Source organism: Rhodococcus sp. 06-418-5 (assembly GCF_002258285.1).
GTDB lineage: Bacteria > Actinomycetota > Actinomycetes > Mycobacteriales > Mycobacteriaceae > Rhodococcoides.
The window spans coordinates 85290-101891 of record NZ_NOYE01000029.1 but is presented as its reverse complement, the minus strand read 5'-3'; the positions used below and the strand labels follow the sequence as shown (position 1 = coordinate 101891).

Annotated in this window: 9 protein-coding genes; 6 read left to right on the top strand and 3 right to left on the bottom strand. The window is 62.3% G+C overall.

Going from position 1 to position 16602, the window contains the following annotated elements; all coding sequences use genetic code 11:
- Positions 1–225: 225 nt before the first annotated feature.
- Positions 226–963, bottom strand: a complete 738-nt coding sequence (locus CH274_RS21270) for a hypothetical protein (protein WP_141214626.1) — start codon at positions 961–963, stop codon at positions 226–228.
- Positions 964–1244: 281 nt separating this feature from the next.
- Here CH274_RS21270 and CH274_RS21265 point away from each other — a divergent pair, with 281 nt between their 5' ends.
- The 3 genes from CH274_RS21265 to CH274_RS21255 all read left to right on the top strand — a co-directional run bounded on the left by CH274_RS21265 (position 1245) and on the right by CH274_RS21255 (position 5944).
- Complete coding sequence (locus CH274_RS21265) at positions 1245–2141, top strand: hypothetical protein (RefSeq protein WP_032364853.1); 897 nt, start codon at positions 1245–1247, stop codon at positions 2139–2141.
- 192 nt (positions 2142–2333) lie between these two features.
- A complete protein-coding gene (locus CH274_RS21260) occupies positions 2334–5270 on the top strand; it encodes an NACHT domain-containing protein (protein WP_032394243.1) in 2937 nt (978 codons plus the stop codon).
- A 158-nt stretch (positions 5271–5428) separates the two neighbouring features.
- Entirely contained in the window at positions 5429–5944 is a 516-nt protein-coding gene (locus tag CH274_RS21255; protein ID WP_141215918.1) for a hypothetical protein, read from the top strand.
- A 74-nt stretch (positions 5945–6018) separates the two neighbouring features.
- Here CH274_RS21255 and CH274_RS21250 read toward each other — a convergent pair whose 3' ends face one another.
- The gene (locus tag CH274_RS21250) at positions 6019–7419 is read right to left on the bottom strand and encodes an MFS transporter (protein WP_032364850.1); all 1401 of its coding nucleotides are present in this window, start codon (positions 7417–7419) and stop codon (positions 6019–6021) included.
- Entirely contained in the window at positions 7416–7994 is a 579-nt protein-coding gene (locus CH274_RS21245; RefSeq protein ID WP_230591897.1) for a TetR/AcrR family transcriptional regulator, read from the bottom strand. Before CH274_RS21245 ends, CH274_RS21250 begins: the two co-directional genes overlap by 4 nt.
- 187 nt (positions 7995–8181) lie before the next feature.
- Between CH274_RS21245 and CH274_RS21240 the strand changes: the two genes are divergently transcribed.
- From CH274_RS21240 to CH274_RS21230, 3 genes are read left to right on the top strand one after another with little or no spacing between them, the layout of a single operon-like run.
- Complete coding sequence (locus tag CH274_RS21240; protein WP_230596631.1) at positions 8182–9585, top strand: cytochrome P450; 1404 nt, start codon at positions 8182–8184, stop codon at positions 9583–9585.
- Positions 9578–15865, top strand: a complete 6288-nt coding sequence (locus tag CH274_RS21235) for a type I polyketide synthase (protein ID WP_052049305.1) — start codon at positions 9578–9580, stop codon at positions 15863–15865. The genes CH274_RS21240 and CH274_RS21235 overlap by 8 nt, the downstream gene beginning before the upstream one ends.
- Positions 15865–16602: a hypothetical protein gene (locus tag CH274_RS21230; protein ID WP_052049304.1), complete on the top strand. Its 738-nt coding sequence runs from the start codon at positions 15865–15867 to the stop codon at positions 16600–16602. The genes CH274_RS21235 and CH274_RS21230 overlap by 1 nt, the downstream gene beginning before the upstream one ends.

Here is a 16602-nt window from a genome sequence, read left to right as displayed (position 1 = left end):
AGCTCCGGTGAGCGCTGCGCGCCCACCGCCAGAAGCCGGCCGCCAAGGCGGCCTAGTGCGGACTTTCCTTGCCGGGCGCTGCGCGCCAACGGCCAACGAATCACCTATCTTGATTGTCTGACAATATCTTTCGTATCGGTACAACCTTCGGACCGCTGCGCGCCCCGGCCGATCAACCGCTACCGCAGTGGGGCACGCTGCGCGCACCCCACTGTGGTACGGCTACTACTCCCCCACAGTGAAATTCACATCGAGATACGAGAAATTGTCCCGTAGATGCTGCCGTACATCGTCCAGATCTACGGACTCGTCCGCATCTTCTTGGCTACGCGCCGATCGCGTCATTGTTAATGAAACTGTGACATCCACTTCTACATCGAAATCACGTTCTCGGCCTTCGAACCCCCACTGTTCGCAGAACCTCTCGAACTCGCTGCACAGACTGTTCTCGTCCGCCCATTCGCATGCAGACTCATTCAGCCGCCTGATCCACTCGTGATGGTTCGCACGCTCGGTATTGGCGCTCTCGCGTACGGCCTGCAAGGTCCGTTCGACGGCGGCCCGTTCGTGGATCGGCCGCACGTACTCACCGAACCATGCGGGAGCGACCCCAGGTGACACAGTGACCGGTGAGATGTCACGTGGACGCACCAACCCCGTCCAGCTCTTGTAGGTGTGCTCCACGGCCATCAACGGCTCACGCCACACGACAGCAACGCTTGCATGGGTCTCGGTGGCATTGCGCTCATCGACCGAGAACCATCCTGACGCGGCGATACCGCCGCGTCCATCACTTATCTGCACATAGGTCCCCTCTGCGGGGTATCCCGCAACCAGGGGCTTTGGCAAGGCCTCGAGCACGACGGCCCGGTTCGACCAGTCGGCACCCCCTAGAGACCCATTGTCGAAGGCCACCTCGAGCACGGACGCAACTGGTAACACTGAATCGACGATCGATGTCATGGCAGATTTCAGCCTCTCAATTCGGGTGACGGATGGTCAGTCCGCCGATCAACAGAACGCCTCTGAATCTACCATCGAAACACTTGCACTGGAAGACGTAAGAGTCATCGAAACATGTTGATAAACAGAGCGTTTGGGATCACAACTATCAGCAGGACGCAACCCGGCAGCAGCCGCAATTGTCCCCGACGCACTCGGTGCCGGGGACCGAGTGCGCAGGCGATTTTACCGAGCCTGACAGAATAGGACTGCTCAACTTTCCCTACAGGAGATCGACTGACATGGCACCGAAAAGGCCCGATGAAACGCTGCACCGACTCCGCGACTGGACGCACGGACAACTGTCGGAGCGCCTCGCTGCCCAGATCCTTCTCGCAGACGACTTCAAAAACCTCGACCCCTCTCAGCCGATGGGCGGTCCCGACAATGCCCACGACGCAATAGCCCACCGCGACGGCAAGAAATGGGTCATGGCGGCCTATTTTCCGAACACCAGAAAAACTTTCAGCGCAGTCAAGAAGAAATTTCTGGGAGACGTTGCCGGCGTGGCCACCAACGGTGCCAACGGCATTGTCTTTGTAACCAACCAAGCTCTGACGGTCGGAGAGCGAACCAAACTTTCCAACCTTGCGTCTTGCGATGTCGAGCTCTACCACCTCGAACGGTGCGTAGCGATCCTTGACATGCCCCGCATGGGCCCTGTACGCCGCCAGTTCTATCTCGAAGACGAGAACTCAGACGATCGAGTTAACGGCAACCAGACCGGCGGCGACACCACCGCCCGTTTCATGCTTTCTACCTATGACATGAAGGCAGGCACCGCTCAACACGCCGCAGTTCTCAAGGACGGTCAGTATCCCCTCTACGACCTATCGCTGAGAATCGTCGACATGAATGTCAGTCCCGGCACCGATCTACACCGCCTCGACTGGGGGAACCTCGTCGCGCCGGCCGAGTACTACAACGTGAATATCAGCCTCCCGGACTCGGCGTACTGGAGGATCTTTTTCACCGCACGCAATGGCCAGTGGCATCAAGATCTGATTCTCAAGCGATCGGACCCGGACAGCTGTTGGCTTGCAGCCACCCGCGTCATCGGCCTCCAACAAGCACCCCATCTGCAGCAGCTGGACCTGGAATTCATTCATCGCTTCGGAGCTCCAGAATGGCTCCCTTAATGGCCAACTCGCGCGGTCTGCACCCGCCCGGCCAGCTGTTGAACCGCCAGGGATCGACATTCTGTCGGTCGGTAAAGGACAGGCCGGGGGCCGCCCGATCGCTTCGCACGCCCGTTTTCGTCGGGCTGCACCAGATTCTGCCTTGGGTGCGCCTCCACTCAAATACACAGGGCCGGACAAGCCATAGAGGGCATGATTGATCCTGTGCCGGACTACGACATCAATCAGCTGGGAAGCCGGCCCTTCGAGCAGCTCGTCGTTGCGCTGTGCGTCCGAGCAATCGGGGCCGGGATAGAAGCCTTCGGCGACGGCCCCGACGGAGGCCGCGAAGCGACCTACGCCGGCACGATTGACTGGTCCGCCGGCACAGACGATCACGTGCACGAACACTGGACCGGGTACACCGTATTCCAAGCAAAGTTCCACTACGACCAGGGTGACCCGGCATCGAACCTCGTCTGGTTCAAGAAGCAAATTGACGCCGAATTGCTCCGGTGGGTCGAAGCCATGGACAAAGGGTCGCGTATGCGTCCACCTGACTACATGGTGTTCGCCTCAAATGTCAGATTGTCGAGCAATGGAGTCTCCGGTGGCATCGATCAACTGAACAACTACCTGCTCGGCAGGCTCCACGATGACAAGGACCCCATTCACGGCCTCGGGATTCGCGCCATCCGCATCTGGCACCATGCGCAGATCACCGCGCTAATCGACGGGCACCCGAGTGTCCGCTATGCATTCCCTGCCCTTCTAACGATCGGGGATGTTCTCGCCTGTATCGGTGCCAACACTGCACCAGGAAGCAGTTCTTCCGATCTCGGACCCGCTATGAGACTTCATGCGGCACAATGCCTCCGAAACGAGCACTGGGTTCGATTCTCGGAATCTGGAGCAACAGCAGGCCAACGAGCAAAGCTAGAAGAAGCGGGACGCGACCTGCCAGGACGCTACGAGAGTCCGGACGGACACCCCCACGATGTGCAGACAATTGCGCACATCATCGAGCACGCCGATCAAGTCCTCCGCAGCGGCCTCCAAGACCGCGTACGACGACCGCACTGGGTCATCATCGGCGGACCCGGACAGGGCAAAACAACACTCAGCGCACTGATCGCACAGATCTACCGCAGCGGCCTTCTGTCCCGCGGTGACATGACACCCGAAGTTGCCACAATCACCTCGGCCACGCAGAGCGCGATGGAACGCTCAGGAATCACAAAGCCACGAAACCTCCGTTGGCCCATCCGCATCGACCTCGCACTGTACGCAGACGAACTGTCGTCGGTCCCGGATTTGAGTGTCCTCGGATACCTCTCAAAAGTCATCGGCAACCGCGCCGGTCGCACTCTCAGTCCCGGCGATCTTGAAGGGTGGTTACGCATATGGCCGTGGATCGTCGTACTCGACGGTCTCGACGAGGTGAGCGCAGCTTCCATGCGTCGACTCCTGATCGAACGGATCACCGATTTCATGGAAGCTGCGGACCAGCTCGACGCAGACCTACTGCTGGTCTCCACAACTCGGCCTTTGGGCTACGACGAACGCTTCGATAGCGACTTGTTCACCGAGCTCACGTTGAGTCGCCTCAATTCCACGCAATCGCAACGATTCGGAACCGACCTCGTTCGGTTGAGGCTGGCTGACGACGCCGAAAGACGCGACACCGTCCTACGCAGGCTACGAACCGCGGCCAAAGACCCGAACACAGCACGGCTGATGGAAACCCCACTGCAAGTGACGATCATGTCGTTCATTGTCGAAAGCTTCGGGACCCTACCGCTCGACCGCTACAGCCTCTTCGAGCTGTATTACCGAACCGTCTATCAACGGGAAATTGACAAGCCTGGGGTCCATGGCCTGTCCGCACTGCTCAACGAACATCGACCCGATGTCTTCCATTTGCACTGCCAAGTCGCGCTCGAACTGCACGTGGCCGCCGAAAGCAGCAGCCGCTCGGAAGCAACAATGCCTGCGTCGAGACTCGACGAGATAGTGCGGACCCGACTCATCACCCAGGAGTTCGGTCCCCGAGACGTGAGCTCTATAGCGAGCAGACTGGTCAGGGCTGCCACGCACCGACTGGTTCTACTCGTCCCTACTGACGACCGAGTAGGATTCGAAGTTCGCAGTATGCAAGAACTGATGGGAGCAAACGCGCTGACGATGGGACAAGACACGAAAGTCCTCGCCCTGCTTCAACTCACCGCCCACCACCCCCATTGGCGAAACACATGGCTTTTGGCCGCCGGCCGAATCTTCAAAGAACGCGAACATCTACAAAATGATCTGGTGCAGCTAGTCACCGCCTGCGATCGCCGAAGTGGCGGCCTCCACGAGACGGTCCCAACAGCCCCTATGCTGGCCTGCAACGTCCTCGATGACGGCTTCGCTTCCAGAGCACCCAGTTCCCGAAGGGCCTACATAAGCGCAGCGATAAGTTGCCTCGACAGCTACCCCGGACAGGACTTCAATGGTCTTGCAATAGCACTGTCACACGCGTGCAACAGCGATGACCTGACTCCTGTGTTCACCGAACTGACTGCCGCACTTCGCGGACGGGGCATCCGACAGATCAATGCCTACTTTCTCCTCAGAGCACTTCGGAATAGCAAACAGACTTTTCACAAAGCTGACTTCATCCTTAGAAACAACGAATTACCACCCCAAACGATGCAAGCGGTCACTAAGTGGGCCACCCCCGTCTCGGATAAACGCGCGGCGCACCGAGCTGATGGACCACCCCTAAACGGAATAGCGATCTATGATATCTTGACCGCGGAGCTGGAGACCCAAGATCGATTCGGGCTCAACGACGCTCAGTACCAAAAATTCGACACATTCCTCGTCTCTTTTTCCACTGTAGAAACGTTCGTGGACCACGAGTTCGGAACACTGACCATTTTGATCGACCGAACTACGCCCATAATCCTCAACGGGCTATCCGCCGTCATGGACGACCCAGACACAGAAACCGCCGTGACCCTACTGCTCGACTCGCTACCAGTCGAGCACTGGCCGATCACGGCCACCATTCAACAATTGCTGCGTCCCCTTGTCGCTCGCAGACCTGTCGGTCCTGCCGTTATCGACGAGTTCGGGGCCGATTTCCCAGCAGCCACACAGATATGAACATCGACAGCACGTGCGACATACACTTCGACTCGTATCCACGAGGTACTCTCTCGATCATGACACTCATCCAGTCACTGGATCAGGCCAACTCCAAAACTGAGGTCGATAGCGGACTCACTGCAGGAGAACGCCGTCGAGCTCATGCATAAGGATCGGTGAAGCGCGTGGGCATAGAGGACAATATCCATGGTCTCGATGACGCCGAGCGGGCCCGCTTGAAGATGGTTCGCGAGCGGGAGTCTCGAGAAGAAGCCGAGGGCTGGCTGGCTGTCACTGAGTTCGTGAGATTGGCACAGGAGTACGGGGTTTCGCCTCGCCCGGTGCCGGCCCTAGGCCCCTATATCGATGCTGATTTCTTGAATCGGACGTGCTGGAACGGTCGCCAGATCTTCGAGTCATCGGTCATCGGTTGGTCGTTCATGCAGATGCGCGATCCGCACGCAGTCGGTGTCGACGGCACCCTCTACCGGGTTCGTCAGGACGTTCGACGCAGGCGGATGGCCCTATTCGGCGTGGGGTCGATTCGACCCGCTGAGATCGCACCGATTGCGGTCGAGTCGTATCCGCTCGGACATCTGTCCAGCAGCAACTCATATGACGAGTCCGGGGGTTGGACGTTGATCGAGTACATGACAGGTTTCCTGCGCACCAGTCGCAACCTCTCGACTTAGTCTTGAAACCCGTACGCGCAGCCACCCGGCTCGCCCAGTTTCCTTCTCTGGGCGGGCCGGGTGGGTGTCCGTGTTCACGATGCGCGTTGCGGCGACCTCCGATGCAGGACAATGCATGTGATAGCAGTGACGGCCATGACCGTGGCTCCGATCCACGCCGCGACGGTATACGCGCCGTCGTTGGGGAACTCACCGGTCGTGCCGGCCGCGAGCATGAGTCCGCCGGTAGCGCTGCCGAGGGAGAATCCGACGCTGCGAACGACTTGGTTGACGCTCATTGCACTCGATGTCTCGTCTTTAGGGGTGACAGCGAGGATGACGCCGGGCATCGCCGAGGAGAAGCTACCCACGCCGAAGCCCAGGATGGCCATTGCAACCAATAGCTCGACGATGTTCGTGCGTGCCGTCGCAAAGATCACGAACGATATGAGAACAATCACCGCGCTGGCCGCGAGAACCAAAGGGGCACCGATGCGTTCACGTGCCCGCGGTGTCACTTTGCCCGCGACGAATCCGAGCGCGGAAAATGGCACGAGGACGAGTCCGGCGACGAAAGTGGTCAGGCCGAATCCGTATCCAGTGCTGCTGGGGGTTTGTGCGTAGCGAGTGATCAGGGTGAGCAAGAGGTACATGCCGATGCCGCCGATGAACATTGCGACGTTCGCTCCCGCGACTGCCGGGTGCCGTAGCAATCGAATGTCGACCAGGGGTTCTCTGGTGCGACGTTCGATCAGTGTCCATCCGGCGAGGAGCACGATTGCCATCACTGCGAGTACCAGGGCACCGGTGAGGTGACTTTCCCACAGGCTGGTCTCGCTGGCGAGAAACAGCACCAGAAACAGCGCTGCGGCCAGCAGTGCTGCGCCGGGCAGGTCCACGTGAGCCGACCGGCCAGCGGGTGAGGCCGGGATGCTGCGATAGGCAGCCAGGAACGCGATCACGGTCACGACCACCCCGAGTCCGTATGCAGCTCGAAGGCCGCCGACCTCGACGAGAAGGCCGGCCAGTGGATAACCGATGCCGATGCCGATGGTCGACGCGACGGAGACCAAGGCGATGGTGGAGGCCGATTTTTCTTTGGGGAGGTGATCGCGGGCGACGCCCATCATGAGGGCGGTCAGGCCGAGACCGACTCCCTGTGCGGTGCGTCCGACGAGCAGCCATGCGAACGGCAGTGGGATCACGGTGAGGACACTGCCGGTCACCACGACGGCGAGGGTCGCGAGGATGGTTGCTCGTCTGTGGGGGCCTGCACCGAGTCGTCCGAGGACAGGGGTCGCGATGGCTCCGGCCAGCAACGTGATGGTCAGAGTCCACTGGGCGCTGGCAAGTGATACGTGCAGTGTGGTGGCGACACTGGTGATCAGTGGTGCCCCGAGGCTTCCTACCGCGGCGACCACGAGCGCTATGAACACCAACGATGGAACCAGCAGCTTCGGCGGTTGGGACTCGTGAGTGACCGCGTCGGCGCTCATCGGTTGGTCTCGCTGGTGATGTGATCGAACAGACCGGACTGAATGCGTGTTCGCACGCCTTCGGACCATGGCTCCTCCAATTCGGATACCTGCAGGGCAGCGGCATTGTTCAGGAGCATCCCGAAGGCCAGGAAGGCCTTGATGGTGACGGCGTCGAGCCCGGTGATGTCGGCGACGGTCTTCCACATGCGCCCGAAACTGTTCCGGACCGCGTCGCGGACTTCGGGGTCGCCGCACGCGGCGAACCCCTGTAGCTGGAGCAGCAGCGCGCTGCGATCGGTCAGCATGTCGTTGTATCGGGCACCCATCAGGGCCAGTGCGTCCTGCCCGGTCGCGTCGCCGGCGGCTTCGCGCATGCCCTCGGTGAGCCGTTCGAACGACGCGGTCATGACCTCGAGGAACAGTGCTTTCTTGGTGCCGAATATTCGGAAGATGTAGGCCTGGGTGATTCCGGCCCGCCGGGCGATCGACTCTGTCGATGCTCCGTGTAGTCCACCGTTTGCGAATTCGTCTGCGGCCATCTGCAGAACCTGCTGTCTCCGGTCCGCGCCGCTCATTTTCCGCTGTTGGTCCATGCCACCGATCCTAACTTTTACAAATTAGTAATGACTAACTACTTACACTTAGCCGGAGTAACTTGTACAGTGCCATTGATCACACAGCCTCGCTTCCCGAATCGCTCGACATCCACGCCCTGGAGCTGGTACTCGGCTTCAGGCCTGATTTGGTCGGAGACACACCTTGAGCAGTAGCGACTCATCGATGCAGCCTGGATCGCAATGCCCGTACACCGGAACTGAGCAAACGCACGACGGCCCGCCCACCCGAGCGGTACCGGTCGCACCCGGTAAGTGGCCCATGCTCGGCCACATATTTCCGCTGATGCGCAACCCCTTCGACTTCTTCGCCGACCTGCGCGCGCAAAGCGACATGGTTCAGATTTTCATCGGCAAGCGTCCGATCTACTTCTTCACCACCGCACGGCTGGCCCACCACGTCCTCGTGAAAGACGCCCGCTCGTTCGGCAAAGGAATGGTGTGGGAAGCCGTACATCCATTGAGCGGCAACGGTTTACTGGCCTCTGACCGCGCGCTACACCGGCGGCAGCGTCGCTTGATCCAGCCCCTGTTCCACAAGCAGATGATTGCCTCGTACGCCAAGATCATGACCGCCGAATCCCATGCCCTCGCCGAATCCTGGGTTCCCGGACAGCGAGTCATCGTGCAAAAAGCAATGGTAGAGCTCACGCTGACCACCATCGCGCGATCGATGTTCACCGGAAGCCTACCCAAAGACGTTGTGCAAGAGATTATTCGATCGTTACCGATCTTCACCTACGGCATGGTCGCCCGCACAGTCCTGCCGTCCTGGTTGTGCAAGGCGTCGGGATTCGACAGGCGATTCATGGGCGCAGCCGACCGCCTGCGCGGAGCAGTCGATCACGTCGTGCGCACCGACCAGAGCGGAGACGGCGCAGATCTGCTCTCCCACCTTCGCGCTGCCCGAGATCCCGACACCGGCGAGGCGATGAGCGAAGACCTCATCCGAGACGAACTGGTGTCGATCATGATGGCGGGCACGGAAACAACCGCAGCGACGCTGACGTGGGCATTCCATGAGATTGCCCAACACCCGGACGTCGAACGCACACTCCGTACCGAGTTGCGCACAGTGCTCGACGGCCGGCCGGCCGAGTTCACCGACATCGACGACCTCACCTACACCCGCGCCGTGGTGAACGAAGTGCTTCGTCGATATTCACTGCTGATGCTCTTCCGCCGCGCCGAGACCGATGTCGTCATCGACGGGGTCGAGCTCCCCGCAGGCGCGGACATCATGTTCAGCCAGATCGACCTGCACCGCGACGGATCCGCCTTCACCGACCCGGATTCCTTTCGTCCGGAGCGGTGGCTCGTCGACCGCGACCAGCTACCCGACCGCACCGCCTTCCTCCCGTTCGGCGAGGGCAATCGCCGGTGCATAGGCGAGTCCTACGCCCAGGCCAAAGCGGTCATTGCACTGGCAACGATCCTCGGACGGTGGCGACTGATTCCGGCTCCCCGCCACACCGTGCGCCGCGTCGCGGCGGCGATGCCACGCCCGAACAGCCTCCCCATGATCGTCACCCCCGTCACCTCGGACAGAAGCGAGCTCAACCATGTCTGATCTCACCGTGCAGCACGCTACCAACAGCCCCGACCGACACGCAGCCACCGTAGACCCCATCGCCATTGTCGGAATCGGCTGCCGGTTCCCCGGCGGTGTCGATTCCCCCGACGCACTGTGGAATCTTCTGGCCAGTGGCGGCGATGCCGTGAGCGAGGTCCCGCCCGAACGCTGGGCCGCCGACGACGTCTACGACGCGCAGCCCGGCGTCCTCGGTCGCACCGTCTCTCGATGGGGCGGCTTTCTCGACAACATCGGTGGCTTCGATACCACGGCCTTCGGCATCACCGAATACGAAGCCGAAGCGATGGACCCGCAGCACCGTCTACTGACCCAAATGTCCTGGGAAGCACTCGAACACGCAGGCATCGCTCCGGGCTCACTCAAAGACTCGCAGACCGGTGTCTTTTTCGGTCTCGCCCACCACGACTATCTATTGCGCACCTTCGACGATTCGTTGGTCGACAACCCGTACGTCATGACCGGCAATGCCCATTCTGTGGGAGCAGGTCGCGTGTCCTACCTCCTCGGGCTTCACGGCCCCTCGGTTGCGGTGGACACCGCATGCTCATCGGGGCTGCTGTCGGTGCACCTGGGATGCCAGAGCCTGCGTTCTGGAGAAACCGATCTCGTCCTGGCCGGCGCGGCCATGCTGCAGCTCGGTCCCGAGGTCGGCGTGCTGTTTTCGCAGTGGTCGATGCTCTCACCCAACGGACGATGCGCGGCATTCGACGCTGCGGCAGACGGATTCGTACGCAGCGAAGGGTGCGCGGTGATCGCCCTCAAACGCCTCGACGACGCCGAGCGCGACGGTGACCGTGTCCTGGCGGTCATACGTGGGTCGGCGGCGAACTCCGATGGCCGATCCGACAACATCGTCGTCCCATCCGCCTCAGCTCAAGAAGCCGTGCAGCGCAGTGCACTCCGTGTGGCGGGCGTAGACCCGTCAGATGTCGAGTTCGTCGAAGCGCACGGCCCGGGAACCCCCACGGGCGATCCGGTCGAATTCCAAGCCTTGTCTGCCGTCTACGGAAACGGCGACACACCATGCGCTCTCGGGTCGGTGAAGACCAATATCGGGCACACCGAGTCGGTATCGGGTCTCGCAGGGCTGATCAAGACCGTGATGTCGTTGCGCAACAAGCAGATTCCAGGAAATCTGCACTTCACGTCATGGAATCCCGACATATCCTCCGAAGACACCCGCTTGTACGTTCCGACCGAGCTGACAGAATGGGACAACCCGGGATCACCTCGGCTGGCCGCAGTCTCGTCATACGGGTTCAGCGGAACCAACGTTCACGTCGTTGTCGGAGAAGCTGCAGCGACGGCACCCAGCGCAGACGAACCCGCAGACAGTACGACAGCCCAGCCGATCTTGCTCTCGGCCAGCACACCCCAGGCCCTGGCACAGACAGCCGGCCGCGTGGCGCAGTGGTTGACGGGCCCCGGCGCTCACGCTTCGCTCACCGACATCGGCACCACGCTCGCACGCCACCGCGAACATCGCACCGAACGTCTTGTCGCACTTGCGGCCTCACATGAGGAACTGACCGACCAACTGCGCAGCATTGCAGCCTTGCAACCCGCGACGGGTGTGGTCAGTGCTGCCATCGGCAGCCACGGCGGCGCACCGGTGTGGGTGTTCTCCGGGCAAGGGTCTCAATGGGCGGGAATGGGGCGCGAACTGCTCTCCACCGAACCGGCGTTCGCAGCCATGATCGATGAACTCGAGCCGCTCATCGCGCGCGAAGCAGGGTTTTCGGTACGTGGTGAACTCGTGGCCGACGAGACCGTGACCGGGATCGAGAAGATCCAGCCGACCATCTTCGCCGTGCAAGTTGCTCTCGCGGCGGCGTGGCGCTCACGTGGCGTGGAGCCAGCCGCGGTCATCGGCCACTCGCTCGGCGAAGCCGCGGCTTCCGTTGTCGCCGGCGCGCTCACCCTCGACGACGGCGTCAAGGTGATCTGCCGGCGTTCCCAATTGGTCACCCGGATCGCCGGCGGCGGCGCGATGGCCACAATCGAGCTACCCCACCTGCAGGTCGCCGCTGAGCTCGAGGCCGCCGGAATCGACGACGTCACCGTCGCGGTCATCGTGTCCCCCACTTCCACCGTGGTTGCGGGAGACCCCGCCCGGGTCAAGCAATTGGTCACCGAGTGGGACGCGCGCGATCTTCATGCGCGAACCATTGCCGTCGACTATGCATCCCACTCACCGCACGTGGACTCGATTCTCGACGATGTCGCGCTACAGCTCGAATGCCTCGCCCCCGACGCCGCGAAGATTCCGGTCTACAGCACTGTGCTCGAAGATCCGAGAAAACCCGCGGCCTTCGATGCCGGGTACTGGGTCGACAACCTCAGGCGGCCGGTGCGTTTCGCAGATGCCGTGACTGCCGCGGTGCTGGACGGGCACCGAATTTTCGTCGAGCTCTCACCACATCCACTCCTGACCTACGCCATCACCGAGACCGCGACATCGATCGGTCGAGATGCCACCGCTATCGGAACGCTGCGCCGCGACGGAGACCAGTCACTGGGCCTGCTCCCCCAGTTGTCGGACCTGCACTGCAGCGGCGTCACCGTCGACTGGGAGCGCGTATACCCCTCTGGTCAGCTGGTCGACGTTCCACTTCCCACCTGGGCAGGAGAAGATCTCGGCGTCCTGGCCCTGCACGTGAAAAAGCCCGGAGCCAGCGTCGACGCTCATCCGCTGCTCGGCGTCCACATGACACCGATAGACGCCGATGACGAGCACCGATGGCAGGCCACCATGAGTGGCCGCGATCTGCAGTACCTCGACGATCATCAGGTCCATGATCAGCCAGCACTGCCCGGTGCGAGCTACTGCGAGATGGGGCTTGTCGCCGCACAGTCGGTCTTCGCAGCCGACCTGGGCAGCGTCGAGATAACCGATCTCGTCATCCACGAGATGCTTCACCTCCACGAGAACACTGTGGTGTCCTCTCGCACCCGGCCCGAGGGACACGAATCGGTTCGGTTCGAGTCACTGACCCGCCACGACGGCGATGCATCGACCCTCCTTGCCAGCGGCACACTCCGAATCAGGCCACCCGTCGAACCCGAGCGTCTCGACGTTGCCGAGTTGTTGGCCTCCCATCCGACGCCTCTGGACACCAAAGACGCCTACGCCAAGTTCCACGGGGCTGGCGTACACCACGGAGCCGCGTTCGCAGCGATGACCGCGCTGCACCTGTCCGACGACACCGGTACAGCGCAGACCGTCTTCGCTGAAGTGTCGCTTCCCGCCACCGCGCGAAGCCAAGTCGACGCGTACTCCCTACACCCCGTTCTGATGGATGGCTGCCTTCAGACCTTGGCGTCTCACCCGGCCCTCATCCGCGACGCCTTCCCCACCGGAGTTGGTTCGCTGCGGGTACACCGCAACCCCCACCACGCTCGCTACTGCCTTGCTCAACTGCACCATCTCGACGAACAGCTCGCGATCGGCGGCATAACACTGCTCGACGAGGACGGCACCGTCGTCGCCGAAGCCACCGGCGTGCGGCTGGCCACCGCAGACCGGCGACTGGCCGAACGACTCCTCACCGTCGAGTGGGAACGCGCCGACCTCCCCGCGCCCCAAACACAGGCCGGGCGATGGCTCGTCCTCACCGAAGCAAGCACCACTGACCCACTGACCGTCGACCTCGCAGCCGCGCTGGGCAACGACATCGATATTCGCGCCTTTCACACCGACTCCGACGCACTCGACGCCGACCTAGCGGCGCATCCTCCGCATCAGGTGGTGGTGCTCTGCGCCCCACCGACCAACACCGCAGACCACGACACTGCGCAGCGCGCCCAAGACCGCATCCGACAGCTCATCGAGCTCGTTCGCGTCCTCGTCGAACGTACCGACACACACCGGCCGCGATTGTGGGTGGTGACCCATGATGCTCAGAGGGTCGGCTCCGGCGACGGCCGCAACCTCGAGCAGACTGCGGTACGCGGCCTGTGCCGAGTGATCGGTCACGAACACCCCGAGCTCGGTATCCGTCACCTCGATGTGTCATCCCCTGCCGAGCCCACACTGGTGGCCCAGATCCTCCTCGCCGACGACGACGCAGACGAGATCGCATTACGCGACGGCGAACTCTTCCTGGCGCGGCTGAAAGTGGCCCCGCTGCGCGATAACGAGCGCCGACACCGCCCCATTCGTTTCGGGCGTGATCGCTACGCGCTCGCTCCCCAACACGCCGGCGACCTCGGCAGCCTCGAACTGGTCGCAACCACCGCCCGTCCGCCCGCGGCCGACGAGATCGAGATCGCAGTCGAGGCACTCGGCGTGAACTACGCCGACGTCCTCAACGCGATGGGTCTGTACAAGACCGTCGACGGCGCACCGATGCCCTTCGGATTCGACTGCGCCGGAACAGTTGTCTCCACCGGATCATCGGTCACCACATTCCGACCCGGCGATCGCGTGGCCGCAATGCATCCAGGCGTCTTCGAGTCTTTCGCAGTGGTCCCCGCATGCAAAGTCAACCGACTTCCCGACGACGTCACGTTCGCTGCTGCAGCTGCGCGGCCCAGCGTGTTCGCCACTGCGTGGTACGGGCTTCATCGGCTGAGCAGGATTCGTCCCGGTGAGCGGGTATTGATCCACTCGGCGACCGGCGGAGTGGGGCTCGCAGCGATCGCGGTTGCTCGACACCTCGGCGCAACCATCTATGCCACCGCAGGTACCGCCGCCAAGCGGCAGTACCTGCGCGACATGGGCATCGAACGTGTCTTCAATTCTCGATCGACCGCGTTCGCCGAGCAGATCCGAGACGTCACCGGCGGCGAGGGCGTCGACGTTGTACTCAACTCGCTCACCGGCGCCGCGCAACGAGCTGGTTTGGACCTGCTGCGCATCGGCGGCCGATTCGTCGAGCTCGGCAAGAAGGACATCTACGCCGACTCCAAGATCGGGCTGTTCCCGTTCCGTCGCAACATCTCTCTGCACAGTGTCGACTTGGGCGTTCTGCCCTACGACGAACTCGGCGATGTCCTCCGCGAAGTACACGAACTGCTCGCCTCGGGCGCTCTCACCCCGACCCCGCACACCACCTATCCGCTCAGCGATGCCAGCACCGCGTTCCGCACCCTGGCTGCGGGAGATCACATCGGCAAGCTCGTTCTGACCGTTCCACAGGACGGTGAGGGGCACGCAGCGATCCGCCCCGACGACGTACCGGTGATCCGCGCCGACGGCTCCTACGTGGTCACCGGCGGTTTGGGCGGTCTCGGCCTCATCCTTGCGCGGTGGTTCGCCGAACACGGTGCCGGACGGGTCGTCTTGAACGGCCGATCCGCGCCCTCGGTCGAGGCGATGGCACTCATCGACGAGTTGCGTTCGGGTGGAACCGATATCGAGATCGTTCGCGGAGACATCGCGATCGGGGACACGGCCACGGACCTGGTCCGTGCTGCCACCGCCACCGGACTGCCGCTGCGAGGGGTCATTCATGCAGCAGCAGTTGTCGACGACGCCGCGATCACCACGGTCGACGATGCGTTGATGGAGCGCGTGTGGGCACCGAAGGTGCACGGCGCGTTGAAGATGCACGAGGCGTGTGCGCACAGTGAACTCGACTGGTGGTTCGGATTCTCCTCGGCCTCGGCACTCGTGGGTTTCGCGGGTCAGGCATGCTATGCCTCGGCGAACGCACTGCTCGACGGCCTCACGATGTGGCGGCGGGACCACGGCTTGCCAGCTCTGAGTGTCAACTGGGGAGCGTGGGCCGAGTACGGGCGCGGCACGATGTTCGCCGACCGCGGGAACGCCATGATCGACCCCGACGAGGGCCTCCACGCGTGCGATGCGCTCCTACGCTACGACCGGCCGCGCGCGGGTTACCTCCCGATCCTCGACCCCGGGTGGCAGTCGATGCTCGCAGACAAACTTCGCACCTCGTCGTTCTTCGCGGCCATCCCTGCCGATCGAGGCGCAGAACGCGGGATCGACCTGACCGCATCTACCTCGTTGGCAGAACTGCAGAATCTCGAACCCCCAGCGCAGCAACGATTTTTGGAGAGCATCCTCACCGCACACGCCGCGGAGATTCTGCGCGTCGACGCTGCTGCACTCGACCCGGACCGATCTCTGGGCGACCACGGCCTCGACTCTCTGATGGCGCTCGAACTCAGCACCCGGATCAACCGGGAATTCGACATTCGGGTCACACCCAAACAGATGCGCCAAGACTCCAGCCCCGCGGCGCTCGCCCTGCACATCGCAGCACAACTCAACCTCGAGGCGGTGCAGTAATGGACACTCCACAATCCCAACGCGACACCGATCGCACCCGCCCCCACATCGTGCACGCCGCAAGTGGGATCATCAGCCTGCTGGTGTTGGCGTCGACGATCTTCGTGTTGGCACCGATCCCGCCTTTCGGCTCACCGGAGGACGAGGTGGTGACTTTCTACGCCACCCACACCACCAGCGGATACATCTACCAGTTCGTCGCAGGCATCGCGTTGATGGCCGCCCTGTGGTTCCTGTGCTATCTGTACGTGCGGTTTCGGCGGGAAGTACCGCACAGTCCGCTGCCGATGCTGATGATGGCGGCCGGCACGGCGTGGGTGGGGTTCGCCACGGTCTATCTCGGTCTGTTCCAAATCTTCTCGGGCTGGGCCGCCGACCCGGACTCCCACGCACTACTGCACGCATTTTCCGATGCCTACGTACTGGGCTTCATGTTCAGTGCCGTCCCGGCCGCTGTCATCGTCGTGTCCGCAGCCCTGTGCACCACCGCCGCCGCAGGATGGCCCGGATTTCTCAAACCACTCTCGGCGATCGTCGTCGTGGTGCAGATTTTGGGCTGCGTTCCGCTCCTGGCACCCGAGAGCCCCATCAAGGCGGGAGGTTTCATCACCTATGCCAGTGTGTTCGCTGTCATTGTCTGGATTGCTGCGGCGAGCGTCGCGGCAGTTCGCAGCGAACGCGCGCCGTCATCGGAGATGCCATATCAGCAGACCGTGAACACGAGCACGGAGCGATGA

What these genes read in the sequence shown, in the direction of transcription:
- CH274_RS21270 (WP_141214626.1), bottom strand. Translation starts at nt 963, where the DNA reads ATGACATCGATCGTCGATTCAGTGTTACCAGTTGCGTCCGTGCTCGAG.
- CH274_RS21265 (WP_032364853.1), top strand. Translation starts at nt 1,245, where the DNA reads ATGGCACCGAAAAGGCCCGATGAAACGCTGCACCGACTCCGCGACTGG.
- CH274_RS21260 (WP_032394243.1), top strand. Translation starts at nt 2,334, where the DNA reads ATGATTGATCCTGTGCCGGACTACGACATCAATCAGCTGGGAAGCCGG.
- CH274_RS21250 (WP_032364850.1), bottom strand. Translation starts at nt 7,419, where the DNA reads ATGAGCGCCGACGCGGTCACTCACGAGTCCCAACCGCCGAAGCTGCTG.
- CH274_RS21245 (WP_230591897.1), bottom strand. Translation starts at nt 7,994, where the DNA reads ATGGACCAACAGCGGAAAATGAGCGGCGCGGACCGGAGACAGCAGGTT.
- CH274_RS21240 (WP_230596631.1), top strand. Translation starts at nt 8,182, where the DNA reads ATGCAGCCTGGATCGCAATGCCCGTACACCGGAACTGAGCAAACGCAC.
- CH274_RS21235 (WP_052049305.1), top strand. Translation starts at nt 9,578, where the DNA reads ATGTCTGATCTCACCGTGCAGCACGCTACCAACAGCCCCGACCGACAC.
- CH274_RS21230 (WP_052049304.1), top strand. Translation starts at nt 15,865, where the DNA reads ATGGACACTCCACAATCCCAACGCGACACCGATCGCACCCGCCCCCAC.